Source organism: Pseudomonas sp. JAI120 (assembly GCF_014207255.1).
Classification (GTDB): Bacteria; Pseudomonadota; Gammaproteobacteria; order Pseudomonadales; family Pseudomonadaceae; genus Aquipseudomonas.
The window spans coordinates 1,954,518-1,979,183 of the sequence record NZ_JACHCZ010000001.1 but is presented as its reverse complement, the minus strand read 5'-3'; the positions used below and the strand labels follow the sequence as shown (position 1 = coordinate 1,979,183).

Here is a 24,666-nt window from a genome sequence, read left to right as displayed (position 1 = left end):
ACTCTCCGGGTTAAGGCCTTTTTGGGGCCAATCAGCAGAGCTTAGTCAGATTAGGCGAGCGTGCCGGATGCAATTTCCCCCTTGCTCCGCTAGCATTACCGGCTTCCGCTTCCCAGTTGCGACGGTTTTCGATGAGTTATCAGGTTCTTGCACGTAAATGGCGTCCGCGCTCGTTCCGCGAAATGGTCGGCCAGACCCATGTGCTCAAGGCTCTGATCAATGCCTTGGACAGCCAGCGGCTGCACCACGCCTACCTGTTCACCGGTACTCGGGGGGTGGGCAAGACCACCATTGCGCGCATCATCGCCAAATGCCTGAACTGTGAAACCGGTATCACTTCGACGCCCTGCGGCACCTGCTCGGTGTGCCGCGAAATCGATGAAGGGCGTTTCGTCGACCTGATCGAGATCGACGCCGCGAGCCGCACCAAGGTCGAAGACACCCGCGAGCTGCTCGACAACGTGCAGTACGCGCCCAGCCGTGGCCGCTTCAAGGTCTACCTGATCGACGAAGTGCACATGCTCTCCAGCCATTCCTTCAACGCCTTGTTGAAAACCCTGGAAGAGCCGCCGCCCTACGTTAAATTCATCCTGGCCACCACCGATCCGCAGAAACTTCCTGCAACGATCCTGTCGCGGTGCCTGCAGTTCTCCCTGAAAAATATGACCCCTGAGCGCGTGGTGGAGCATTTGACCCACGTGCTGGGCGTCGAGAACGTACCGTTCGAAGATGACGCACTTTGGCTGCTGGGCCGCGCCGCCGATGGTTCGATGCGCGATGCCATGAGCCTCACCGACCAGGCCATTGCCTTTGGTGAAGGCAAGGTCATGGCCGCCGATGTGCGCGCTATGCTCGGCACCCTCGACCACGGGCAGGTGTTCGACGTGCTGCACGCGCTGATCGAGGGCGATGCCAAGGCGTTGCTCGAGGCCGTGCGCCACCTGTCGGAGCAAGGCCCCGACTGGAACGGCGTGCTTTCGGAAATCCTCAACGTGCTGCACCGCGTCGCTATCGCCCAGGCGTTGCCGGAAGGTGTCGACAACGGCCATGGCGACCGCGACCGCGTGTTGGCCCTGGCCCAGGCGTTGCCGGCCGAAGACGTGCAGTTCTACTACCAGATGGGCCTGATCGGTCGTCGCGACTTGCCTTTGGCACCGGACCCGCGCGGAGGCTTCGAGATGGTCCTGCTGCGGATGCTGGCGTTCCGACCGGCGGATTCGGCCGATGCGCCGAGACAGCCGCTAAAGCCAGTGGGGATCAGCCAGGCCACAGTTGATTCCGCCAAACCAGTGGCTGGCGCGGCGGTGGTCGCGCCAGTGGTTGCTGCCCCCGTTGCACCGGCGCCTGAGCCGGCACCGGTGGTGGCGGCAGCAGTGGTCGAGCCGGAACCGGTTGTCGAGCCCGAGCCTGTGGTCGACCTGCCCTGGAATGACCCGGTAGACGCTGAGGTCGAGGTCGAACAGCAGCCCTATGTCGAGCCGGTACTGGAAACCGCCGGCGAGCAGCCCGAGCTGACGCCGATGCCTGCACCGACGCCGGACAGCGTGGTGCCGGCCGCCCCGGAGTGGGTTTCAGCGCCGGTTCCCGAGCCGACCGTCGCCCAGGTCGAAGCCGCAATCCCGGGCATCGACCTCGACGACGAACCGCCGCTGGACGAAGATTACATCGAGCCGGACATGGATTCGGCCTACAGCTACCTGGACGATCTGGCCAGCGAGCACACTGCCGAGCCGGCCCCGGAACCCGAGGCAGAGCCCGCTGCGGCGCCGGCCACCGGCCTGGCCCTGCAATGGCTGGAGCTGTTCCCGAAACTGCCGATTTCCGGCATGACCGGCAGCATCGCCGCCAACTGCACCCTGATCGCCATTGACGGCGACCACTGGCTGTTGCACCTGGACCCGGCCCACAGCGCCCTGTTCAACGCGACCCAGCAGCGGCGCCTCAACGATGCCCTGAACCAGTACCATGGGCGCACGCTGACCATCACCATCGAGTTGATCAAGCCCGAGCAGGAAACCCCGGCCCAGGCCGCGACCCGCCGGCGTATCAACCGCCAGCGGGAGGCTGAGGACTCGATCCACGGCGATCCGCTCATCCAGCAAATGATGCAGCAGTTCGGTGCGGTCGTTCGCCAAGATACAATTGAACCTGTCGAAGCCCCGGTGCCCCAGGCGTCCTGACACCGGGCTATTAATTGATCCACGTACTTTTGAGGTGATTCCCATGATGAAAGGTGGCATGGCCGGCCTGATGAAGCAGGCACAGCAGATGCAGGAAAAGATGGCCAAGATGCAGGAAGAACTGGCCAACGCCGAAGTCACCGGTAAAGCCGGTGGCGATATGGTCAGTGTGGTGATGACCGGTCGTCACGACATCAAGCGCGTGAGCATTGACCCAAGCGTATTGCCAGGCGTGGGCGAAGATGACCTGGAAATGCTCGAGGCGCTGTTCGCTGCAGCCGTCAACGACGCCGTGCGCAAGATTGAAGCCAACAGCCAGGACAAAATGTCCGGCGTGACCGCCGGCATGCAACTGCCGCCGGGCATGAAGCTGCCGTTCTAATCGGCGGTCTTTAGCTAGACTCCAATGCCAGGCCTTGTGCCTGGCATTTTTGTTTGTGCCAATCCAATCGAACCCTGGCGCGGCACCCATGGTCTGCACCCTATACCGATAGATTCGATAAAGGAGCCCCTTCATGCCTCACGAACCGACTTTGAACCAGCGCATTGTCCTGGTCTCACGCCCCCAAGGCGCCCCCACCCCGGAAAACTTCCGCCTGGAACGGGTGACCTTGCCGGAGTTGGCAGACGGCCAGGTCCTGCTGAAAACCCTGTACCTGTCCCTCGACCCCTACATGCGCGGGCGCATGAGTGACGCACCGTCCTACGCCGCGCCTGTGGAAATCGACGAGGTGATGACCGGCGGGGCTGTCAGCCGTGTCGAGCAATCACGTAATCCGAAATTCGAGGTGGGTGACCTGGTCGTCGGCGCCACCGGTTGGCAAAGCCACAGCATTTCCGACGGCCGCAACCTGATTCCGGTGCCCAATGGCCTGGCCAGCCCGTCCATGGCCTTGGGGGTACTGGGCATGCCTGGCATGACCGCCTACATGGGCCTGATGGACATCGGCCAGCCAAAAGCCGGTGAAACCCTGGTGGTGGCCGCAGCGTCCGGCGCCGTGGGTTCGGTGGTCGGCCAGGTGGCCAAGCTCAAGGGCCTGCGTGTGGTCGGGATTGCGGGCGGTGCCGACAAGTGCCGCTACGTGGTGGAGGAATTAGGCTTTGATGCCTGCATAGACCATAAGAGCGCAACGTTTGACGAAGACTTGGCCCAGGCCTGCTTCAAGGGCGTGGACATTTACTTCGAAAACGTCGGTGGCAAGGTGTTCGACGCCGTGCTGCCGCTGCTCAATCCCAAGGCGCGCATCCCCCTGTGCGGGTTGATCGCCGGCTATAACGCCCATGAAGCCCCCAGCGGGCCTGACCGCTTGCCGGCGCTGCAACGCACGTTGTTGACCAAGCGTGTACGGATCCAGGGCTTTATCGTGTTTGACGACTACGGTGATCGTCAGCCGGAGTTCCTCAGCGCCATGGCACCGTGGGTACGCGACGGCAAGATCAAGTTCCGTGAAGACGTGGTCGAGGGCCTGGAGCAGGCGCCCGAAGCCTTTATCGGTTTGCTGGAAGGGCGCAACTTCGGCAAGTTGGTGGTGCGGGTCGCGCAGGATTGAGCATTTGACGCTAATCCGGGGCGCGGGTATAAACCGCGTCTCGTTGTTTTGTCGGACCATTCGCCCATGAGCTTCAGCCCCTTGATTCGCCAACTGATCGACGCCCTGCGCACATTGCCGGGTGTCGGCCAGAAAACCGCCCAACGCATGGCGCTGCAACTGCTGGAGCGTGATCGCAGCGGCGGTACCCGGTTGGCCCAGGCCCTGAGCCAGGCCATGACCGGGGTGGGCCACTGCCGCCAGTGTCGTACCCTCACCGAAGAAGAACTCTGCCCGCAATGCGCCGACCCGCGCCGCGACGACACGCTGCTGTGTGTGGTGGAAGGGCCGATGGATGTGTACGCGGTGGAACAGACCGGTTATCGCGGGCGCTACTTTGTGCTCAAGGGCCACCTCTCGCCGCTCGATGGCCTGGGGCCGGAGGCCATCGGCATTCCGCAGTTGGTGGCTCGTATTGAAGAACAGGGCACCTTTACCGAGGTGATCCTGGCCACCAACCCGACCGTGGAAGGTGAAGCCACCGCGCATTACATCGCTCAACTGCTGAGCAACAAAGGCCTGGTCACTTCGCGCATCGCCCATGGCGTGCCGCTGGGTGGCGAGTTGGAGTTGGTGGACGGCGGCACGTTGGCGCATTCGTTTGCCGGTCGTAAACCGATCGCGCTCTAACGATCACCGCAGGATCAAATGTGGGAGGGGCGGTGCGGCGATTTCACTTGCCCCTGATAGCGTCAGTCCAGGCAACCGTTATCGCTCGGTGAGGGCAAAGCGGGTCAGGCAAAACGTCGGAATCCCCATATCTTCCAGGCGCTGCGAGCCACCCAGCTCCGGCAGGTCAATGATCGCCGCCGCTTCAAAAACCTTCGCCCCCATGCGCCGCACCAGGTTCGCCGCCGCGATCAGGGTACCGCCCGTGGCGATCAGGTCATCGAACATCAGCACTGAATCACCCTCGCACAGGCTGTCGGCATGCACTTCGAGGAAGGCCTCACCGTATTCGGTCTGGTAACCCTCGGCCAGCACGTCAGCCGGCAGCTTGCCCTGCTTGCGGAACAGGATCAGCGGCTTGTTCAGTTGGTAGGCGATGATCGAGCCGATCAGGAAGCCTCGTGCATCCATTGCGCCGATATGGCTGAAATCAGCCTCGACGTAGCGATGGGCAAAGGTGTCAGCCACCAGGCGCAGGGCCTTGGGCGATTGGAACAGCGGTGTGATGTCACGAAAGATCACCCCAGGCTTGGGGAAGTCGATGACGGGGCGGATCAGGGATTTGATGTCGAACGAATCGAAGGTCATCGTCGAAGAGTCCAGGGCGGAAAACGGACTCGAAGTATACCTGCGGCCTCGCCGATTGGCGCGGCCGCAAGTGTCTGCGTCAGCCTTCCAGCGAACCGCCTGCCAGCGCACACAGTTGGATCGGATCGAGGATGTGCACTTCCTTGCCTTCGGCGGCGAGCAGTTCGCTCTGCTGGAAACGGGTAAACACACGGGACACGGTTTCCACCGCCAGGCCCAGGTAATTGCCGATTTCGTTGCGCGACATGCTCAGACGGAACTGGTTGGCCGAGAAACCACGGGCGCGGAAACGTGCTGACAGGTTGACCAGGAAGGTGGCGATGCGCTCGTCGGCGGTTTTCTTCGACAGCAGCAACATCATCTGCTGGTCGTCACGGATCTCGCGGCTCATCACGCGCATCAACTGACGGCGCAGTTGTGGCAGTTGCAGGGCCAGTTCGTCCAGGCGCTCGAAGGGGATTTCGCACACCGACGTGGTTTCCAGGGCCTGGGCCGACACCGGGTGAATCTCGGTGTCCATGCCCGACAACCCGACCAGCTCGCTGGGCAGGTGGAAACCGGTGATTTGCTCTTCGCCGCCGTCGCTCAGGCTGAAGGTCTTCAGCGCGCCCGAACGTACTGCATAGACGGAATCGAACTTGTCGCCCTGGCGAAACAGAAACTCGCCTTTCTTGAGCGGGCGACCACGTTTAACGATCTCGTCCAACGCTTCCATGTCTTCCAGATTCAGCGAAAGTGGCAGGCAGAGGGGGGCCAGGCTGCAATCCTTGCAGTGAGCCTGGCTGTTAGCGCGCAGTTTGACTGGCTCGGACATTTCTTAGATCCTTGTGGGAAAACACACATAAGACGTAAGGGTACCGCACTGGGGGGCAGTGAAGCCAGTCTGTACAAAAAACAGGCAACGGTATAAAGCTTTTTGTACCGATGCCGATACAAGCTGCACATCTACCATTCGGAGCTTGGATCATGTCTGTTGCCGCGGCTTACAACCCTGCCATCCGTGTACCCAGTGTGCAGGACTTGAAGCCCGCTGCCGAGACCGAGGAAAAACTGCCCGTGACCGCGCCGGTGCCTGAGGCCAAGGTGAATGAAGGGGTTACGGTGACTATTTCCGCCGCAGCGTTCAAGGCGGCTGCGGCGCCCAAAAGCGCGAATGCCGATATCGACGACAGCGGCCTGGACAATAACGTCAAGGACGTGCTGAAAATGATCCGTAAGCTGAAACAGCAGATCGCCGAGAAAATGGCTGAGCTTCAGGCGATCGCGGCTGACAAAAGCTTGACCCCGGAACAGGCCCGGGCCAAGACCGCCAATGTGCAAGGCGCGATCAGTTCGTTGCAGGCAGGTTTGATGACGGCCCAGATCTCTCTGGCCAAAGCGATGAAGACCATGAGCGCCGATGACGCGCTCAAAGCCGCTTCGTTGTCGATGTAACTAGATCACCCGTGAAAATCGTTGCCGGTTCTGGTGCTCCAGATAGGCATCGAACACCATGCACACCGAACGCACCAGCAGCCGCCCAGCTGGCAGAACCTTGATGCTCTGCGTATCCAGTTCGATCAGGCCGTCTTGCGCCATGGTCTCAAGTTGCGGCCAGACTTCGTCGAAGTACCCACGAAAATCAATATTGAACGCCTGTTCGATCTGCTCGAATGCCAGGCTGAACGTGCAGATCAACTGCTGGATCACTTCCCGGCGCAAGCGGTCGTCGGTGGTGCAGATCAAGCCGCGGCTGGTGGCCAGTTGGGCGCTGGCCAGGGCGTTCTGATAGCCGTTCAGGTCACTGCTGTTCTGGCAATACAGGTCGCCGATCTGGCTGATGGCTGACACGCCGAGCCCGATCAGGTCGCAATGGCCGTGGGTGGTGTAGCCCTGGAAGTTACGTTGCAGCGTGCCTTCTTCCTGGGCAATGGCGAGTTCGTCGTCCGGCAGGGCGAAGTGATCCATGCCGATGTAGCGGTATCCGGCCTGGGTCAGTTGCTCGATGGTGGTTTGCAGCATCAGCAGTTTGGATTCCGGCGACGGCAACTCCTCGCTGTTGATCCGTCGTTGGGGCATGAAGCGTTCCGGCAAATGCGCGTAGTTGAACACCGACAGGCGGTCCGGTTGCAGCTTGATCACTTCCTCCACGGTGCGCGCGAAGTTGATCGGCGTCTGCTTGGGCAGGCCGTAGATCAGGTCGATATTGATCGAGCGAAACTGCAGGGTGCGCGCGGCGTCGATCACCGCGCGGGTTTCTTCCAGGCTTTGCAGGCGGTTGACCGCCCGCTGCACGTCCGGGTCGAGGTCTTGCAGGCCGATGCTCACACGGTTGAAGCCCAGTTCACGCAGCAGGCCCATGGTCGCCCAGTCGGCTTCGCGGGGGTCGATCTCGATGCTGTAGTCGCCGGAGTCACCGTCGAGCAGATTGAAGTGCTGGCGCAGGCTGCCCATGACCTGGCGCAGTTCGTCGTGGCTGAGAAAGGTCGGGGTGCCGCCGCCGAAGTGCAATTGCTCGACTGATTGTTTCGGGTCGAGGTGGCAGGCCACCAACTGAATCTCCTGCTCCAGGCGTTGCAGGTAGGCTTGGGCGCGGCCACGGTCTTTGGTGATCACCTTGTTGCACGCGCAGTAGTAGCAAATATTCGCGCAGAACGGCACATGCACATACAGCGACAACGGTCGCGTGGCCTTGCGGCTTTCGCGCAGGGCGTGGAGCAGGTCGAAGGTGCCGACCTGGCTGTCGAATTGTACGGCGGTGGGGTAGGACGTGTAGCGCGGTCCCGCCAGGTCGTAGCGTTGAATCAGATGTGGGTCCCAACGAATGGCGTCGAGCATGCGGGCATTCCCCGGATAGGCTAGTGGGCCGAGTCTAGGGGCGTGGCCGATATGGCATCTTGATTTGCGTCAACGGGGAGCGGCGCTATGCCACATGGCCTTTTAGTGGCCCATTAGCCAGTGCTGATGCGGACCTGGTAGGGTCCAGATACCGAAAATAATCACCAGCAGGCCACCGGCCATACGCACGCTGCGCTTGCGCAATAACGCGGTCACGCGTTCGGCCGCCAACCCGGTCGCCAACAGTACCGGCCAGGTGCCTAAGCCAAAAGCCAACATCAGCAACGCACTGTCGAGCGCATTACCCTGGCTGGCGGCCCACAGCAGGGTGCTGTACACCAGCCCGCACGGCAACCAGCCCCACAGCGCGCCCAGCAGCAGCGCGCGGGGCAGGCTGGACACCGGCAGCAAACGGTTGGCGACGGGCTGTATGTAGCGCCACAGGCCGCGCCCGAGGCTTTCGATACGGGTGAGGCCGCTCCACCAACCGGCCAGGTACAGCCCCATGCAGATCAACAGCAACCCGGCGAGCACGCGCATGAACAGGGCCGCCGGGCTGTTGGCCACGGCCCAGCCCGCCAGGCCGATCAATAACCCCGCAGTGGCATAGCTGAGGATACGTCCCAGGTTGTACGCCAGCAGCAGGCGGAATCGGCGGCTGCGTTGTTCCTTGGGAATCGCCAGGGTCAGCGCGCCCATCAGCCCGCCGCACATGCCCAGGCAATGGCCGCCGCCCAGCAGGCCCAGGATCAGAGCAGAGACCAGCAGCGGCGCCAGCTCAAGCATGGGGTGGGTCTTTGGGCGTGGGCGGTTGCTCGGGGCCGTTGGCTTCGTCGACGGCCGCGAGGTGGTTCGGGTCCTGGTCGTCGAACAGCACGCTGTGGGCCGGGCCGTCGAGGTCGTCGTACTGGCCGCTGTCCACGGCCCAGAAGAAGATGTAGATGGCCACGCCCACTAACAGCAGCGCCGCCGGAATCATCACGTATAAAGCTGGCATCTGCACTCCATGCCCGCGCGGCTCAAGCCGGCAGCGGGCGGGTTACCAAAGGGGCGCTTGTGGCCTGCGCACTCGGCACGCGAGTCAGGCGCAGGGCGTTGAGCACCACGGTCAACGAACTGAGGGACATGCCGATCGCCGCCCAGATCGGGGTGATCCAACCGAGGGCGGCAAACGGCAGCATAAGGCCATTGTACAGCCCGGCCCACAGCAGGTTTTCAATGATCACCCGGCGGGTGCGTCGTGCCAGGGTAAAGGCCTGTACCAGCGCGTCGAGGCGGTTGGACAGCAGCACCGCATCGGCGCTGGTCTTGGCCAGGTCGGTGGCCGAGCCCATGGCCACGCTGATATCGGCGGCGGCCAGCACCGGAACATCGTTGACGCCGTCGCCGAGCATCAGCACCTTGCGGCCTTCCTTGTGCAACTGTTGCAGCACGTGCAGCTTGTCGTCGGGGCGCAGGCCGCCGTGGGCTTCATCGATGCCCAGTTCAGCGGCGACGCTGGCGACCATCGGCGAACTGTCCCCCGACAGCAGCAGCGTACGCCAACCGCGCGCCTTGCAGGCGGCCAGCAGGGCCGGGGCATCGCTGCGCAGGCGGTCGTCGAGGACGAACCAGGCAAGGGCGCCATCGCCGTCGCCCAGCAGCAGCCATTGGCCGTCATCCTCCGGAGAGGCAGGAATCGGGCAACCACTGAGTGCGCAGACAAACCCCGGCTGGCCGATGCGCAACTGGCGTGTGCCGACACGTCCTTCCAGGCCGAGGCCGGGGGAGCTGAGCACCTCGTCAGCGGCCAGCGGCGCACGGCCGAAGGCGCGGGCAATCGGGTGTTCGGAGCGGTTTTCCAGGGCGGCGGCGAGGCCCAGGCACTCGTCGCTGTTCAGTGCGGTCAGGGGCCTGATCGCTTTCAGCGCCAGGCGGCCTTCGGTGAGGGTGCCGGTCTTGTCGAAAATCACCGTGTCGATCTGGTTCAGGCCTTCGAGCACATGGCCACGGGTCAGCAATAGCCCGAGCTTGTGCAGGGTGCCGGTGGCGGCGGTGAGGGCGGTCGGCGTGGCCAGGGACAACGCACACGGGCAGGTCGCGACCAGCATCGCCAGTACAATCCAGAACGCCCGCGATGAATCCAGCTCCCACCACAGCAGGCCAATCACTGCCGCGGCAATCAGCGAACACAACAGGAACCACTGCGCGGCGCGGTCGGCGATCTGCGCCAGGCGCGGCTTCTCGGCCTGGGCCCGTTCCAGCAGGCGCACGATGGCGGACAGGCGGGTCTCGTGGCCCAAGGCGCGCACTTCGACGGTCAGCGCGCCTTCGACGTTCAGCGTGCCGGCGGTGACGGCGTCGCCGGTTTGGCGCGGCAGCGGCAGGTACTCACCGGTGAGCAGCGACTCATCGATGCTGGACCGGCCATCGAGGATCACCCCATCTGCCGGCAGCACCGCGCCCGGATGCACCAGCACGCGGTCGCCCAGTGCCAGTTCGCTCAAAAGAATACGTTCGCTCTGGCCGTCACCTTTGAGGCGCAGGCATGAGGCGGGCAGCAGGTTGACCAACTGCGCGGTGGCGGCGGCCGTGCGCTCCCGGGCACGGCGCTCCAGGTAGCGACCGGCCAGCAGGAACAGCGCAAACATGCCCACCGCATCGAAATACAACTCGCCCACGCCGGTGATCGCGGTCCAGATGCCGGCCAGATAAGCCCCGCCGATGGCCAGGGACACCGACACGTCCATGGTCAGGTGACGCGTACGCACGTCGCGCATGGCGCCCTTGAAGAACGGCGCACAGCTGTAGAACACGATGGGCGTTGTCAGAAACATCGCCACCCAGCGCAGGATCACATGCAGTTCGGGGCTCAGGTCGATATTGAATTCCGGCCAGGTGGCCATGGTCGCCATCATCGCCTGGAACCACAGCAGCCCGGCGACCCCCAGTTGGCGCAGGGCCAGGCGGTTTTCGCTGGCCAGTTGTTCGGCCGCACGGTCGGCTTGATACGGGTGCGCGGCGTAGCCGATATGGCGCAGTTCACTGAGCACCTGGCTCAACGGCAATTGCCCGTCGGCCCAGCGCACCTGCAGGCGATGGTTGGACAGGTTCAGCCGCGCCTCGGCCACGGCGGGCAGGCTGCGCAGGTGTTTTTCGATCAGCCAGCCACAGGCGGCGCAACTGATGCCTTCCATCAACAGGGTGGTTTCGGCGAGGTCGCCTTCGTGGTGCACGAAGGGTTTTTGCACGTCGGCGCGGTCATACAGCGCCAGTTCGTCCACCAGTTGCACCGGCAGCGTCTCGGGGTTGGCCGAGGCTTCGCTGCGGTGCTGGTAATAGCTTTCCAGCCCACCGGCCACAATCGCTTCGGCCACGGCCTGGCAGCCGGGGCAGCACAGCTCGCGGCGCTCGCCGAGGATAACGGCGGTGAACCGACTGCCGGACGGGACGGGCAGGGCGCAGTGGTAGCAGGGGGTTGGGCTGGTCATGAGCGCTGCTATTTTTTCAGGTCTTCAGCACCCTGCAACGGTTCATCACCCAGCAGCAAGTCCTTGTCGTGGCTGACTTCTTCTTCCTCGAACAGGCGCCAGGTCTTGTCACCTTCCACGCCCAGCAATTCCACGAAGCGGCGACCTTCGACCTTGTCGGTGACCTGGCCGATGTAGCGGCCCGGTTCGCTGTCGCTGCGGGTCAGGTTGATCTTGCGATCCTTCTCTGGCTGGGTCGGGGAAATAAGGTTCAGTTCCAGGGTGTTCGGGTTGCTGTAGCCGGTGAGTTGCAACTCGACTTCACCGGTCAGCTCATCCAGGTGCAGCTTGGCGCGCAGTTGCAGGGTCTGGGCCAGCCGTTCGCGGTCCAGGGAGCGGTTGATGCCTTTGCCGGCCTCGTAGTAGTTGTCGTTGACCAGGTTGTCCGGGTTGTTCACCGCGATGGTCACCATGGACAAGGTCAAGGTCACCGAGCAGGCCAGAATCCCAATGATGATCCAGGGCCAGAGGTGCTTGTACCAAGGGCTTGCGGCAGTGGCTTGGGGCATTGTTCTGCTCTCTATTAACGAAGCTTTCTATTTATTAACGAACCTGGGGGCCGATGAATCGGCTCTTGGCTTCAATATGGATGCTGGTGTCATCGGCATCCTTGAGGATGAACGTCACCTCGTTGGTACTCGACGGCAGTTGCTCGGGCGAACTCGACAGTTCCACCGGCATGCTGACGATGTCGCCGGCCGCCACTTTGATTTCACGTCGGCCTTGCAGCTTGAGGTCGGGCAGGCCGGCAGCGTCGAGCACGTAGGTGTGATCGCGCTGGTCCTTGTTCATGATCTTCAGGCTGTAGACGTTTTCGATGCGCCCTTCGGCGTTTTCGCGGTACAGCACGCGGTCCTTGCTCACGTCGAAGCCCACCAGCGAACGCATGAAGAACGCCCCGGCCAACAGGCTCATCATCGTCAGCAACACCAAGGCATAACCGATCAGGCGTGGGCGCAACTTGTGGGTTTTCTGCCCTGACAGGTTGTGCTCGGTGGTGTAGCTGATCAGGCCGCGCGGGTACTCCATCTTGTCCATGATGTTATCGCATGCGTCGATACAGGCGGCGCAACCGATGCACTCGATTTGCAGGCCGTCGCGGATGTCGATACCGGTGGGGCATACCTGTACGCACATCGTACAGTCGATGCAGTCGCCCAGGCCCTGGGCCTTGTAATCGGCACCTTTTTTACGCGGGCCACGCACTTCGCCACGGCGTGGATCGTAGGAGACGATCAGGGTGTCCTTGTCGAACATCACGCTCTGGAAGCGTGCGTACGGGCACATGTAGATGCACACCTGTTCGCGCAGCCAGCCGGCGTTGCCATAGGTGGCGAGGGTGAAGAAGCCGACCCAGAAATACGACCAGCCATCGGCCTGGCCGGTGAAGAAGTCGAACACCAACTCGCGGATCGGCGAGAAGTAGCCGACGAAGGTCATGCCGGTGGCAAAGCCGATCAGCAGCCACAGCGTGTGCTTGCTGAATTTGCGCAGGAACTTGTTGGCTCCCATCGGCGCCTTGTCCAGCTTGATGCGCTGGTTGCGATCACCTTCGGTGACCTTCTCGCACCACATGAAGATCCACGTCCACACGCTTTGCGGGCAGGTATAACCGCACCACACGCGGCCGGCGTACACGGTGATAAAGAACAGGCCAAACGCCGAGACGATCAGGATGCCCGAGAGCAGGATGAAATCCTGGGGCCAGAAGGTCGCGCCAAAAATAAAGAATTTACGTTCCGGCAGGTTCCACCATACCGCCTGGTGGCCACCCCAGTTCAGCCACACCGTGCCGAAGTAGAGCAGGAACAGGCCGGCGCCGCCGAGCATGCGCAGGTTGCGGAACAGGCCGGTGAAGGCACGGGTGTAGATTTTCTCTCGCGACGCGTAGAGGTCGACGCTCTTACCTTCAGGGCTATTCGAGATTTTGGCAGGCGGGGTAACGTCATGTACCGGTATCTGGTTGGTCATCATTGCATCCCACGGCGGTGGAGATTTGCCTCGGCCAGTACGTGCCAACCGGGGTCAAATTAAGGGTGTTGCAGTGGCGTAATGATACGCCCCCGCTGGCGCTCAAAGGGTGCGACCTTTGGTCGCATTGGGGGAAATCAATTGATGGTGTACGTGATCTGGATCAATTGACTTGTGAAGTATGGACGGTTTTCGTGGGGGAGGCGGTCATTCGTTCCAAGGATTGATCAGTGGAACACCGCTGGATTTGAAGTCGCTGACGTTGCGCGTGACAACCGTGAGCCCATGCACCAGCGCGGTCGCGGCAATTAATGCATCACTTTCATTGGCTCGGTCCGGCACATGCAAGTGTGCGCAACGCAACGCGACTGCAGCATCGACGGGTAGGATTCTGGCATCAAAGGCCGGCATCACATGACGCTTGAGCCAGGTTCGCAACACCTTCCCCTGAGCCGGGTCTCGCCGCTCAATGCGCAAGACCCCGGTTTCCAATTCTTTAAGGGTGATTGCCGAGATAAACATACGCGGTGCGATGACACTTTTGGCCCAGGCGACCACGTTCGCATCAGCCTGGGGTTTACGCAGTTCAGAGATTACGTTGGTGTCGAGTAGATACATCAAGAGAGGTCCACGGGTCGATGAGTGATCACGGCACGTTCGGTTTCAAAGTCGATATCGGCCGCTTCCGGCATCACCAGCAGGTCAACGATGTTGGCATTGAGACCTGTCAGCTTTTGGTAGTCCTCAATGCTTAGCAGTACATGGGCAGGCTTGCCGCGATCGGTGATAAAAACCGGGCCTTGGCGAGCGGCTTTTTTGGCACCGCTTGTGTCTTGATTGAATTCGCGGCTGGAAATGGTGGTGAAAGTCATGGTGCGCCTCCCCTGGAGTGGGCTGAATGTAGTTACGTTACTACTTCACCTTTGCTAGCCACAAGCTTAAAGCTACAAGCGGTCAACGTGCTTTTCCCATGCGAACTGTCACTGCATTGGAAACGAAAAAGCCCCGCCAGCTTTCGCTGGGCGGGGCTCTTTTGTTTCCGAGAGCCTTACTGCTCGTCAGCCTTCTTATCCCCATGGGACAAGCTGTAAACATACGCCGCGAGCAAGTGCACCTTGTCGTTGCCTTGCAGTTGTTCCTGCGCAGGCATTTGGCCCTGGCGACCCCAACGGATGGTCTGTTGCAGTTGGGCGAAGCTCGAACCGTAGATGAATGCACCCGGGTGTGTCAGGTCTGGCGCGCCCATGGCGGGAGTGCCTTTGCCGGCCGGGCCGTGGCAAGCCACGCAGTTGGCGGCGAAGAGCTTTTCGCCGTTGGCTACATCAGCCTTGACGCCTTCCGGCAGCTTGCGGCCGTCGAGGTTGGTGACGACGAACGCGGCAACGTCGCTGACGCCTTGCTCCTTGAGGATGTCCAGCCAGGCCGGCATGACCGCATGGCGACCTTTCATGATGGTTTCCTTGATGGTGGCAGGCTCGCCACCCCAGCGCCAATCGGCGTCGGTCAAGTTGGGGAAACCGTAGGCGCCCTTGGCGTCGGAGCCGTGGCACACCGAGCAGTTGGAGGCGAACAGACGACCGCCCATCTTCAAGGCTTGCGGGTCCTTGGCGACGTCTTCAATCGGCATCGACGCAAATTTGGCGAAGATCGGCCCGAACTTGGCGTCCGACCTGGCCATTTCCTTTTCCCATTCGTGCACGCCGGTCCAGCCGGTCTGGCCGTTGGCGAACGGGGTTTGCTTGTCGTTGTCGAGGTAGTTGTAGCCCGGCAGCAGGCCTTTCCAATTGCCCAGGCCGGGGTACAGCACCAGGTAGCCAAGGGCGAAGATGATGGTGCCGACGAACAGCATGAACCACCATTTGGGCAGCGGGTTGTCATACTCCTCGATGCCGTCGAACGAGTGGCCGACGGTCTCGTCGGTCTGCTCGGCGCGCTGGCCCTTGCGGGTCGACAGCAGCAGCCAGGTCAAGGCGAAGATGGTACCCAGGCTCAGGACTGTGACGTACAGACTCCAGAACGTAGTCATTCTTTGTTACTCCTAGAAGCTTGCTCGACGTGCTTGATGGCTTCGGGATCATCCGCAAAGGGCAACATGGTCGCGTCGTCAAACTCCGACTTGCGCCGGGGACTGAACACCCACAGCGCCAGGCCAATAAAGGCCACCATCACCACAACGGTGCCCAGGCCTCGAATCATCCCGATATCCATGAAGAATCACCGTTTGCTTTTGATGATGGTGCCCAGGCCTTGCAGGTAGGCCACCAATGCGTCCATTTCGGTCTTGCCCTTCACGGCTGCGGCTGCACCGGCGATGTCTTCGTCGGTGTAGGGCACGCCCAGGGTGCGCAAGACTTCCATCTTCTTCGCGGTGTCCTTGCCGTCGAGCTTGTTTTCCACGAGGAACGGGTACGCCGGCATTTTCGACTCAGGCACCACGTTGCGCGGGTTGTACAGGTGCGCACGCTGCCAGTCATCGGAGTAACGCCCGCCAACACGCGCCAGGTCCGGGCCGGTGCGCTTGGAACCCCACAGGAACGGGTGGTCCCACACGCTTTCACCGGCGACCGAGTAGTGGCCGTAGCGTTCGGTTTCGGCGCGGAACGGGCGGATCATCTGCGAGTGGCAGCCGACACAACCGTTGGCGATGTAGACGTCGCGGCCTTCCAGTTCAAGGGCAGTGCGCGGCTTCATGCCTTCGACCGGCTTGTTGGTCACGTCCTGGAAAAACAGCGGAACGATCTGGGTCAGGCCGCCGATGCTCACGGCGATGACCATGAAGAAGGCCAGCAGGCCGATATTCTTCTCGACTACTTCATGCTTCATCAGTGGGCTCCCACAACGGCGATCTTGGCGGCGGCTTCGGCTTCTGCCGGGTCCGAGGCACGCACGGTGCGCCAGACGTTGTAGGCCATTAACAGCATGCCGCTGGCAAAGAACGCACCACCAATGGCGCGGACGATGAAGCCAGGGTGGCTGGCTTGCAGCGCTTCGACGAAGGAGTAGGTGAGGGTGCCGTCATCGTTGATTGCACGCCACATCAGGCCCTGGGTGATGCCGTTGACCCACATCGAGGCGATGTAGAGCACGGTACCGATAGTGGCCAGCCAGAAGTGCGCGTTGATCAGCCCGACGCTGTGCATCTGCACGCGGCCGAACAGTTTGGGGATCATGTGGTACAGCGCGCCGATGGAGATCATCGCTACCCAGCCGAGGGCGCCGGCGTGTACGTGGCCGATGGTCCAGTCGGTGTAGTGGGACAGCGAGTTGACGGTCTTGATTGCCATCATCGGCCCTTCGAAGGTCGACATGCCGTAGAACGCCAGGGACACCACGAGGAAGCGCAGGATCGGATCGGTGCGCAGCTTATGCCAGGCCCCCGACAGCGTCATCATGCCGTTGATCATGCCGCCCCAGCTCGGGGCCAGCAGGATGATCGACATCGCCATGCCCAGGGACTGCGCCCAGTCCGGCAGCGCGGTGTAGTGCAGGTGGTGAGGACCGGCCCAGATGTAGAGGGTGATCAGCGCCCAGAAGTGCACGATGGACAGGCGGTAGGAGTAAATAGGACGTTCGGCCTGTTTCGGCACGAAGTAGTACATCATCCCCAGGAAACCGGTGGTGAGGAAGAAACCCACCGCGTTGTGGCCGTACCACCACTGGATCATCGCGTCCGTTGCCCCGGCGTAGGCCGAGTAGGACTTGAACAGGCTGACCGGCAACGAGGCATGGTTGACGATGTGCAGCATCGCCGTCACCAGGATGAAGGCACCGTAGAACCAGTTACCCACGTAGATGTGCTTGGTGTTGCGCTTGACGATGGTGCCGAAGAACACCACCGCGTAGGTCACCCAGACGATGGCGAGCAAAATCGCGATCGGCCATTCCAGCTCGGCGTATTCCTTGGTGGTGGTGTAGCCCAGCGGCAAGGTGACGATGGCGCCGACGATGACCGCTTGCCAACCCCAGAAGGTGAAGGCTGCAAGGCTGTCGGAGATGAGTCGCGTCTGGCAGGTTCGCTGCACGACATAGTAGGAGGTGGCAAACAATGCACATCCGCCGAAGGCGAAAATCACCAGGTTGGTGTGCAGCGGGCGCAGGCGGCCGAAGGTTGTCCATGGCAAGCCGAAATTCAATTCCGGCCAAACCAGTTGCGAGGCGATGAACACCCCGAGCCCCATGCCAAGGATCCCCCAGACCACCGTCATGATGGCGAACTGGCGGACTACCTTATAGTTATAAGCAGTCGGACTGATTGCTGTGCTCATTCTAAGGTTCCACGGTTTAGGTTTTTTTATAGGTAAAATTCGGCCGCAAGTATGTAGAAAGCAAGGGGCCATTGCAACGCAAGGCTGACCTGTGTCAATGCGTTCCACGCCAGATTCTGCGCCCTTTCCATGTTTGGCGTAAGGATAAAATCCGAAATCGAAAGCTGATCAAGTGGACAGGAAATTTTGGGGTTCGCAACGACTGTCGTCGCGTACGCCAGGATCGGTCCGCTGTGCAAGCAAGCGTAGACCCGAATGGCAGGAGGGGAAAGGTGTGCTTTGGAAGGGTGCGACACTTGGTCGCGTAGCGCGGTAGAGCTGCCGCCCCAAATTGGGGCGGCAGTCAGGTGTTACTGAGCGGGGCTTTCTGGCGTTGCACCATCAGCGTTATGGGACAGGCTGTAAACGTAGGCGGCGAGCAGGTGCACTTTGTCATTGCCCTGCAGCGCTTCCTGCGCTGGCATCTGGCCTTGGCGGCCGTGGCGAATGGTCTGCTGCAACTGCGCGAGGCTGGTGCCGTAGATGTAACCGGCAGGCAGGGTCAGGTTCGGCGCGCCCATGGCTTCCATGCCGTGGCCTTGTGGACCGTGGCAGGCCACGCAGGTGGTGTTGAACGCGGCTTGGCCGGCAGCCAGGTCGGCAGTGCTGTCGGCCGGCAATGGCAACTTGGCGATATCGTGACGCACATAGGCCGCGACGTTTTTCACGCCCTCGTCGCCCAGTATCTCACCCCAGGCCGGCATCGCCGCGTGGCGACCGTTCATGATGGTGGTCTTGATCGCTTCGGCCGAACCGCCCCAACGCCAGATGTTGTCAGCCAGGTTTGGAAAGCCGAATGCGCCCTTGGCATCCGAGCCGTGGCACACCGCGCAGTTGGAGGCGAACAGGCGGCCGCCCATTTTCAGCGCTTGCGGGTCTTTGGCGACTTCTGCCACGGGCATGGCTGAGAATTTGGCGAAGATCGGCCCGAACTTGGTGTCGGCCTTGGCCATCTCCTTGTCCCACTCCTTGGCCGATGTCCAGCCGTTTTCATAGCCCGGCAACACGCCTTTCCAGTTGCCCAGGCCCGGGTAGAGGATCAGGTAGCCGACGGCAAACACCAGGGTGCCGGCGAACAACATGAACCACCACTGGGGCAGGGGGTTGTCGTATTCCTCGATACCGTCGAAGGCGTGGCCCATGGTCTGGTCGACACTGCCCTTGGTCTCGCCCTTGCGGGTGGCGAACAACAGCCAGGTCAGGCCGATCAGGCTGCCGATGGTCAGTACGCAGATCCATGTACTCCAGAAGGTAGTCATGGCCGGTTGCTCCTTGTTGCAGGCTCTTGGTGAGCGTCGGATGGCGAAGGTTCATCGGCGAAGGGCAGCAGGCGCGCTTCCTCGAATTCCGCGTTGCGCCGGTTGTTGAATACCCACAGCGACAGGCCGATAAAGGCGATGGCGACCACCAGCGTGCCGAGGCCGCGGATGGTGCCCGCATCGAATTCAAATCCCATGGCTCACCTCTTGCTCTTGATGGCAGTGCCGAGTACTTGCAGGTACGAAACCAGCGCGTCCATTTCGGTCTTGCCCTTGAGGCTGGCCACGGCGGCACTGATGTCGTCGTCGGTGTACGGCACGCCGAGGGTGCGCATCACTTTCAACTTGGTCTCGGTGTGGCTGTTGTCGACCGCAGCCGTGACCAACCATGGGTAGGCCGGCATTTTCGACTCAGGCACTACGTTGCGCGGGTTGTACAAGTGCGCGCGGTGCCAGTCGTCCGAGTAGCGTGCGCCGACGCGTGCCAGGTCTGGCCCGGTACGCTTGGAGCCCCACAGGAACGGGTGGTCCCACACGCTTTCACCGGCGACCGAGTAGTGGCCGTAGCGCTCGGTCTCGGCGCGGAACGGACGGATCATCTGCGAGTGGCACTGTACGCAGCCTTCACGGATGTAGATGTCGCGGCCTTCCAGTTGCAGCGCGGTGTAGGGCTTCATGCCTTCGACCGGCTTGTTGGTCACGTCCTGGAAGAACAGCGGGACGATCTGGGTCAGGCCGCCGATGCTCACGGCGAGCACCATGAGCAGCATCAGCAGGCCGACGTTTTTTTCAATCGTTTCGTGTTTCATCACTGACTCCTCAGGCCATCTGCGCGACAGGGGCGGCTTCGACAGGTTGTGCCGAGCGCACGGTGCGCCATGTGTTGTAAGCCATCAGCAACATGCCGCTGAGGAACACCGCACCGCCCACCAACCGCACGATGAAGCCTGGGTGGCTGGCCACCAGGGTTTCGACGAAGGAGTAGGTCAAGGTGCCGTCGTCGTTGATCGCACGCCACATCAGGCCCTGGGCGATGCCGTTGACCCACATCGAAGCGATGTAGAGCACGGTGCCGATGGTGGCCAGCCAGAAGTGCGCGTTGATCAGGCCGAGGCTGTACATCTGCTCGCGACCGAAGACTTTCGGGATCATGTGGTACAGCGCGCCGATGGAGATCATCGCTACCCAGCCGAGGGCGCCGGCGTGTACGTGGCCGATGGTCCAGTCGGTGTAGTGGGACAGCGAGTTGACGGTCTTGATCGCCATCATCGGCCCTTCGAAGGTCGACATGCCGTAGAACGCCAGGGACACCACGAGGAAGCGCAGGATCGGGTCGCTGCGCAACTTATGCCAGGCGCCCGACAGGGTCATCATGCCGTTGATCATGCCGCCCCAGCTCGGAGCCAGCAGTACCAGCGACATCACCATGCCCAGCGACTGTGCCCAGTCCGGCAGCGCGGTGTAGTGCAGGTGGTGAGGGCCGGCCCAGATATACAGGGTGATCAGTGCCCAGAAGTGCACGATGGACAGGCGATAGGAATACACCGGACGCTCGGCCTGTTTCGGCACGAAGTAGTACATCATCCCGAGGAAACCGGCGGTGAGGAAAAAGCCTACCGCGTTATGTCCATACCACCACTGCACCATGGCATCCGTCGCACCGCCATACAGCGAGTAGGACTTGGTCAGGCTGACCGGGATTTCCAGGTTGTTGACGATATGCAGGATCGCCACGGTGATGATGAACGCACCGAAGAACCAGTTACCGACGTAGATGTGCTTGGTGGTGCGCTTGGCCACGGTGCCAAAGAACACAATGGCGTAGGCCACCCAGACGATGGTGATCAGGATATCGATCGGCCATTCCAGCTCGGCGTATTCCTTGGAGCTGGTGTAACCCAACGGCAAGGTGATTGCGGCCAAAAGAATGACCAACTGCCAGCCCCAGAAGCAGAACGCGGCGATTTTCGGCGCGAACAGCTGGGTTTGGCAGGTACGCTGCACCGAGTAGAAGGAGCTGGCGAACAGCGCACAGCCACCGAACGCGAAGATCACCGCGTTGGTGTGCAGTGGGCGCAGGCGGCCGAAGCTGGTCCAGGGCAAGTCGAAGTTGAGCGCGGGCCAAACCAATTGGGCGGCGAGAAAAACCCCGAGCCCCATGCCGACGATGCCCCACACCACCGTCATAATGGCGAATTGGCGGACCACCTTGTAGTTATAGGCGGTACTTAAAGTAGTGTTCATGGTTCCCCATCCACGGTTCAACCCAAGCAGATGCGGCACTTGGGCTGGAGTTATAGGCAGACTGAATAGCGAGGCAAGCATGGGCAAAGAGCACAAGGCCAGTATTGACGGGGATCAATGGGCGCAGTGTGTGCGGGAACATGGCTGGCTTTGGGATGTCGCGTCGGGCGCTGCTTCGGGTGATTGCGTGACGCTGATCCTTGCCCATGGCGCCGGCGCACCGATGGACTCATCCTTCATGAACGACATGACTGCACGCCTTGCCGGGCATGGCGTCAACGTGTTGCGCTTCGAGTTTCCCTACATGGCTCAACGGCGCTTGGACGGCGGTAAACGCCCGCCCAATCCGGCGCCGAAACTGTTGGAGGCGTGGCGCGGGGTGTATGCCGAGGTGCGACGTCATGTCGCTGGGAAACTGGCCATTGGCGGCAAGTCCATGGGTGGGCGCATGGCGAGTCTGTTGGCGGATGAATTGGCGGCAGATGGGCTGGTGTGCCTGGGGTATCCGTTCTATGCAGTGGGGAAACCGGAGAAACCCCGGGTCGAGCACCTGGCCGGGCTGAACACGCCGACGCTGATTGTGCAGGGCGAGCGCGATGCCTTGGGTAATCGGGTGGCGGTGGAAGGCTATGATTTGTCGCCGAGCATCGAGGTGATGTGGCTGGAGGCGGGGGATCATGACTTGAAGCCGTTGAAGGCTTCGGGGTTTACGCATGAGCAGCATTTGGAGGCTGCGGCCGTGCAAGTGGCTGAGTTTCTCAGCGCCTGTTAGGGCCAATCGGGAGCAAGCCCCCTCCCACATTCGACCGCATTCCAAGGGATGTACGCGGTTAACTGTGGGAGGGGGCTTGCTCCCGATAGCGGTCTACCGGTTGAAACGCTCGACCAACGAATACTGGGTATTCGCCGTATGCGTCAGCTCTTCACTCAACTGCGCCGAGTTCATCGCCTGCTCCGAAGTCTGATCCGCCAACAGCGCAATGGTGCTGATATTACGGCTGATCTCTTCGGCTACCGAGCTTTGCTCTTCGGTGGCGGCTGCAATCTGGGTGGTCATGTCGGTGATATGTGCCACCGCTTCACTGATGCCCACCAACGCCTGATCCGCCTCCATCACCCGCGCCACACCTTCTTCGGCCTGGCGATGCCCGGCATCCATGGTTTGCACGGCGGCGGCAGCGGTTTGCTGCAGCTTGGCGATCAGGGCATGGATCTGCCCGGTCGACTCAGTGGTGCGCTGCGCCAGTTGGCGGACTTCATCGGCGACCACCGCAAAACCACGGCCCATCTCTCCGGCACGCGCCGCTTCAATGGCGGCGTTGAGCGCCAGCAGGTTGGTTTGGTCGGCAATGCCTTTGATCACGTCGACTACGCCGCCGATCTCATCACTGTCCTTGGCCAGTTGAGTGACGGTCACGCCGGTCTCGCCCACGGCCACCGACAGACGCTGAATCGCCTCGCGGGTTTCCCCGGCAATAGAGCGACCGCGACCGGTCAGGCGATTGGCTTCCTGGGTAGCATCGGCGGTGCGCTGCACATGGCTGGCCACTTCCTGGGTGGTCGCCGCCATCTGGTTGACCGCAGTGGCCACCTGTTCGGTTTCCACGCGCTGGCGTTCCAGGCCGCTGGAGCTGTTATGCGCCAGGGTGTTGGACTGCGCCGCTTGGTCGTTGAGGTGCTCGGCAGTGTCCTGCAAACGCGTCAGGCAGGTCTTCAGACGCGCTTCCTGGCTGAGGATCGACATCTCCAGGCGTGCCTGGGCGCCACGGCTGTCGGTGTACATCTGTGCGATCAACGGGTCGGACGTGGTCTGCTCGGCCAGACGCAGCAAGCGCTTGAGACCGCGCTGTTGCCAGCTCAGGCCCAGCAGCCCCAATGGCACCGACAACCCCGCCGCCAGGGCAAAGCCCCAGTGGGAGTTGAGCGACGCACCGATCATGAAGCTCAGTTGGCTGATCAGGATAAACGGCACCCAGTCCTGCAACACCGGCAACCACTTGTCCCGCTGGGGAACGGCCGACTTGCCCTGGTTGATGCGTTGGTAGAGCGCCTCGGCACGGCGGATCTGCTCGGCAGTGGGCTTGATGCGCACCGATTCGTAGCCGACCACCTGATTGCCTTCAAAGACCGGCGTCACATAGGCGTTAACCCAGTAGTGATCGCCCGTCTTGCAACGGTTCTTAACGATGCCCATCCATGGCAAGCCTTGTTTGAGCGTGGTCCACATATGCCCGAACACGGCCGCTGGCACGTCCGGGTGACGGACCAGATTGTGCGGCGCACGCACCAGTTCGTCGCGAGAGAACCCACTGATTTCAACGAAAGCGTCGTTGCAGTAGGTGATCACGCCTTTGGCATCTGTGGTGGAGATCAACCGTTGCTGAGCGGGGAAGGTACGTTCGCGCTGGGTAACGGGTTGGTTATTACGCATGATTGTTCAATCCGCAAGGCTTTCAATGGGTATCGGCGGTAACGGGGGTTTATTTAACTTATTTTTGCAACAATCGGCGGGTTGCTCGTTTCTGCAGGTGGTGTCAACCCGCTAGCATCGGATAGGTAAACAACCCGAAGTGAAGCAGATTCAAGCCAAAGTGCGTGGCAATCGCCGCACCCAGCCCGCCAAACCGATAAGCCAGGCCATAACCGACCCCGGCGATGCTCGCCAGCAGTACCCAATGCCACCCCGCGCCCACGTGCACCAGCCCGAACAGCAGCGACGCCAGCAGCAGCGCGAGGTTTTCGCCGTAGGGCAACTGTTTGAAGCGCCGGCTCAAGCCGCCTTGAATGTAGCCACGGAACAGCGCTTCTTCCACCAGGGTCACCAGCAGCAGGTTATTGAGCACCCACAGCCAGGCCTGGTCCGGCCATTTCGGTGCCCAACTGATCACGCCCAGCAAGGCTGCGCCACCCAGAGCGATGATGGCGGTCAGCGCCAGCGCCAACGCGGTGACGCAGATCGACAAGCGCAACGAACGCCGCGCCACAATCCACGGGCAGGCCAGCAACAACCAAAAGCCAATCAAGGGCTTGTCCTGGTTCAGGTACATCGAGAACGGCACGGCATCAGGCGTGAGGCGCTGCGGGTCAATGCCGCGTCCGTTGTAGAACCCCGGCAACCAGTGCATTGCCAGGCTCAGGGCCAGTACGATAAACAGCCCGTGGCCGAGGTTGCGTGCCCACGGCGTGCGTTGCTGGCGTACGGCATAGCCGGCGATCAACAGCAGGGCGATGGACACCAGCGCCAGCACGCCCAGTTGCCCGTAGGCCAAGGCCAGCACATAGCCGATGGAAAGCAGCGTCAGGTACAGCCAGGGCAATGCGAGCATGGGGATTCCTTGGGAAAAAACGGTCGACATTATAGCGACGGCCCGCGCGCCGGAACGTGAAAACGCCTCCACGCAACAGGGTTTGGGCAAGTGATTGCAAAACATGTCATCGGCTGGTTATAGTCCTCACGTCGTTATCCCTTCAAAAAGATCAGCACATGCCAGCTTCCCTGCGCATAGCGGTAGTCGATTCAGCGGTCAACGCTGTGG

At 61.6% G+C, this 24,666-nt stretch carries 26 protein-coding genes; 6 read left to right on the top strand and 20 right to left on the bottom strand.

What is annotated here, in order from left to right; all coding sequences use genetic code 11:
- Positions 1–131 precede the first annotated feature (131 nt).
- From dnaX to recR, 4 genes are all read left to right on the top strand, one after another.
- Positions 132–2,180, top strand: coding sequence for a DNA polymerase III subunit gamma/tau (gene dnaX / locus HDC32_RS09330; RefSeq protein WP_131699661.1), 2,049 nt, complete (start codon positions 132–134; stop codon positions 2,178–2,180).
- A 43-nt stretch (positions 2,181–2,223) separates the two neighbouring features.
- On the top strand, positions 2,224–2,562 hold the full coding sequence (locus HDC32_RS09325) for a YbaB/EbfC family nucleoid-associated protein (protein ID WP_003193199.1): 339 nt from the start codon (positions 2,224–2,226) through the stop codon (positions 2,560–2,562).
- A gap of 133 nt (positions 2,563–2,695) precedes the next feature.
- The gene (locus tag HDC32_RS09320; RefSeq protein WP_184743635.1) at positions 2,696–3,730 is read left to right on the top strand and encodes an NADP-dependent oxidoreductase; all 1,035 of its coding nucleotides are present in this window, start codon (positions 2,696–2,698) and stop codon (positions 3,728–3,730) included.
- 66 nt (positions 3,731–3,796) lie between these two features.
- Complete coding sequence (recR, locus tag HDC32_RS09315) at positions 3,797–4,399, top strand: recombination mediator RecR (RefSeq protein ID WP_027603720.1); 603 nt, start codon at positions 3,797–3,799, stop codon at positions 4,397–4,399.
- A 78-nt stretch (positions 4,400–4,477) separates the two neighbouring features.
- Here the strand turns inward: recR and HDC32_RS09310 are convergent, their stop codons facing one another.
- Positions 4,478–5,026 (bottom strand): adenine phosphoribosyltransferase, encoded by a 549-nt coding sequence (locus HDC32_RS09310; protein ID WP_131699659.1) that lies wholly within the window; start codon positions 5,024–5,026, stop codon positions 4,478–4,480.
- A 79-nt stretch (positions 5,027–5,105) separates the two neighbouring features.
- The gene (gene fnr / locus HDC32_RS09305) at positions 5,106–5,840 is read right to left on the bottom strand and encodes a fumarate/nitrate reduction transcriptional regulator Fnr (RefSeq protein WP_131699658.1); all 735 of its coding nucleotides are present in this window, start codon (positions 5,838–5,840) and stop codon (positions 5,106–5,108) included.
- A 152-nt stretch (positions 5,841–5,992) separates the two neighbouring features.
- Here fnr and HDC32_RS09300 point away from each other — a divergent pair, with 152 nt between their 5' ends.
- Positions 5,993–6,460 (top strand): hypothetical protein, encoded by a 468-nt coding sequence (locus HDC32_RS09300; RefSeq protein ID WP_184743632.1) that lies wholly within the window; start codon positions 5,993–5,995, stop codon positions 6,458–6,460.
- Here the strand turns inward: HDC32_RS09300 and hemN are convergent, their stop codons facing one another.
- The 16 genes from hemN to ccoN (HDC32_RS09220) all read right to left on the bottom strand — a co-directional run bounded on the left by hemN (position 6,461) and on the right by ccoN (HDC32_RS09220) (position 21,130).
- Positions 6,461–7,843 (bottom strand): oxygen-independent coproporphyrinogen III oxidase, encoded by a 1,383-nt coding sequence (hemN, locus tag HDC32_RS09295; protein WP_131699656.1) that lies wholly within the window; start codon positions 7,841–7,843, stop codon positions 6,461–6,463.
- Positions 7,844–7,945: 102 nt separating this feature from the next.
- A complete protein-coding gene (locus tag HDC32_RS09290) occupies positions 7,946–8,629 on the bottom strand; it encodes a sulfite exporter TauE/SafE family protein (protein ID WP_131699655.1) in 684 nt (227 codons plus the stop codon).
- The gene (gene ccoS / locus HDC32_RS09285) at positions 8,622–8,840 is read right to left on the bottom strand and encodes a cbb3-type cytochrome oxidase assembly protein CcoS (RefSeq protein WP_053132914.1); all 219 of its coding nucleotides are present in this window, start codon (positions 8,838–8,840) and stop codon (positions 8,622–8,624) included. The genes HDC32_RS09290 and ccoS overlap by 8 nt, the downstream gene beginning before the upstream one ends.
- Before the next feature lie 22 nt (positions 8,841–8,862).
- The gene (locus HDC32_RS09280; RefSeq protein WP_184743630.1) at positions 8,863–11,313 is read right to left on the bottom strand and encodes a heavy metal translocating P-type ATPase; all 2,451 of its coding nucleotides are present in this window, start codon (positions 11,311–11,313) and stop codon (positions 8,863–8,865) included.
- Between the two features lie 8 nt (positions 11,314–11,321).
- The gene (locus HDC32_RS09275; RefSeq protein ID WP_131699653.1) at positions 11,322–11,861 is read right to left on the bottom strand and encodes a FixH family protein; all 540 of its coding nucleotides are present in this window, start codon (positions 11,859–11,861) and stop codon (positions 11,322–11,324) included.
- A gap of 34 nt (positions 11,862–11,895) precedes the next feature.
- Positions 11,896–13,323, bottom strand: a complete 1,428-nt coding sequence (ccoG, locus tag HDC32_RS09270; protein ID WP_131699652.1) for a cytochrome c oxidase accessory protein CcoG — start codon at positions 13,321–13,323, stop codon at positions 11,896–11,898.
- A gap of 207 nt (positions 13,324–13,530) precedes the next feature.
- Complete coding sequence (locus tag HDC32_RS09265) at positions 13,531–13,941, bottom strand: type II toxin-antitoxin system VapC family toxin (RefSeq protein WP_184743627.1); 411 nt, start codon at positions 13,939–13,941, stop codon at positions 13,531–13,533.
- Positions 13,941–14,195, bottom strand: coding sequence for a type II toxin-antitoxin system Phd/YefM family antitoxin (locus HDC32_RS09260; RefSeq protein ID WP_027603731.1), 255 nt, complete (start codon positions 14,193–14,195; stop codon positions 13,941–13,943). Before HDC32_RS09260 ends, HDC32_RS09265 begins: the two co-directional genes overlap by 1 nt.
- 176 nt (positions 14,196–14,371) lie before the next feature.
- The gene (gene ccoP, locus HDC32_RS09255; RefSeq protein ID WP_065946875.1) at positions 14,372–15,349 is read right to left on the bottom strand and encodes a cytochrome-c oxidase, cbb3-type subunit III; all 978 of its coding nucleotides are present in this window, start codon (positions 15,347–15,349) and stop codon (positions 14,372–14,374) included.
- On the bottom strand, positions 15,346–15,531 hold the full coding sequence (locus HDC32_RS09250; RefSeq protein ID WP_003193169.1) for a CcoQ/FixQ family Cbb3-type cytochrome c oxidase assembly chaperone: 186 nt from the start codon (positions 15,529–15,531) through the stop codon (positions 15,346–15,348). Before HDC32_RS09250 ends, ccoP (HDC32_RS09255) begins: the two co-directional genes overlap by 4 nt.
- 6 nt (positions 15,532–15,537) lie before the next feature.
- Positions 15,538–16,146, bottom strand: a complete 609-nt coding sequence (ccoO, locus tag HDC32_RS09245; RefSeq protein ID WP_003193167.1) for a cytochrome-c oxidase, cbb3-type subunit II — start codon at positions 16,144–16,146, stop codon at positions 15,538–15,540.
- The gene (ccoN, locus tag HDC32_RS09240) at positions 16,146–17,588 is read right to left on the bottom strand and encodes a cytochrome-c oxidase, cbb3-type subunit I (protein WP_131699650.1); all 1,443 of its coding nucleotides are present in this window, start codon (positions 17,586–17,588) and stop codon (positions 16,146–16,148) included. Before ccoN (HDC32_RS09240) ends, ccoO (HDC32_RS09245) begins: the two co-directional genes overlap by 1 nt.
- 350 nt (positions 17,589–17,938) lie before the next feature.
- Positions 17,939–18,886, bottom strand: coding sequence for a cytochrome-c oxidase, cbb3-type subunit III (gene ccoP, locus HDC32_RS09235; RefSeq protein WP_131699649.1), 948 nt, complete (start codon positions 18,884–18,886; stop codon positions 17,939–17,941).
- Complete coding sequence (locus HDC32_RS09230) at positions 18,883–19,083, bottom strand: cbb3-type cytochrome c oxidase subunit 3 (RefSeq protein ID WP_145337008.1); 201 nt, start codon at positions 19,081–19,083, stop codon at positions 18,883–18,885. Before HDC32_RS09230 ends, ccoP (HDC32_RS09235) begins: the two co-directional genes overlap by 4 nt.
- A 3-nt stretch (positions 19,084–19,086) precedes the next feature.
- Positions 19,087–19,695 carry a cytochrome-c oxidase, cbb3-type subunit II gene (gene ccoO, locus HDC32_RS09225; protein WP_090400253.1) on the bottom strand — a complete coding sequence of 203 codons (609 nt, stop codon included), beginning with the start codon at positions 19,693–19,695 and terminating at the stop codon, positions 19,087–19,089.
- 10 nt (positions 19,696–19,705) lie between these two features.
- On the bottom strand, positions 19,706–21,130 hold the full coding sequence (gene ccoN, locus HDC32_RS09220) for a cytochrome-c oxidase, cbb3-type subunit I (RefSeq protein ID WP_131699647.1): 1,425 nt from the start codon (positions 21,128–21,130) through the stop codon (positions 19,706–19,708).
- A 79-nt stretch (positions 21,131–21,209) separates the two neighbouring features.
- On the opposite strand from ccoN (HDC32_RS09220), the gene HDC32_RS09215 reads away from it, so the two are divergent.
- On the top strand, positions 21,210–21,902 hold the full coding sequence (locus tag HDC32_RS09215; RefSeq protein ID WP_145337007.1) for an alpha/beta family hydrolase: 693 nt from the start codon (positions 21,210–21,212) through the stop codon (positions 21,900–21,902).
- Between the two features lie 93 nt (positions 21,903–21,995).
- Here HDC32_RS09215 and HDC32_RS09210 read toward each other — a convergent pair whose 3' ends face one another.
- Both HDC32_RS09210 and HDC32_RS09205 read right to left on the bottom strand, forming a co-directional pair.
- On the bottom strand, positions 21,996–23,561 hold the full coding sequence (locus HDC32_RS09210; RefSeq protein ID WP_145337006.1) for a PAS domain-containing methyl-accepting chemotaxis protein: 1,566 nt from the start codon (positions 23,559–23,561) through the stop codon (positions 21,996–21,998).
- A 103-nt stretch (positions 23,562–23,664) separates the two neighbouring features.
- Positions 23,665–24,456 (bottom strand): CPBP family intramembrane glutamic endopeptidase, encoded by a 792-nt coding sequence (locus HDC32_RS09205; protein WP_131699644.1) that lies wholly within the window; start codon positions 24,454–24,456, stop codon positions 23,665–23,667.
- Positions 24,457–24,666 lie beyond the last annotated feature (210 nt).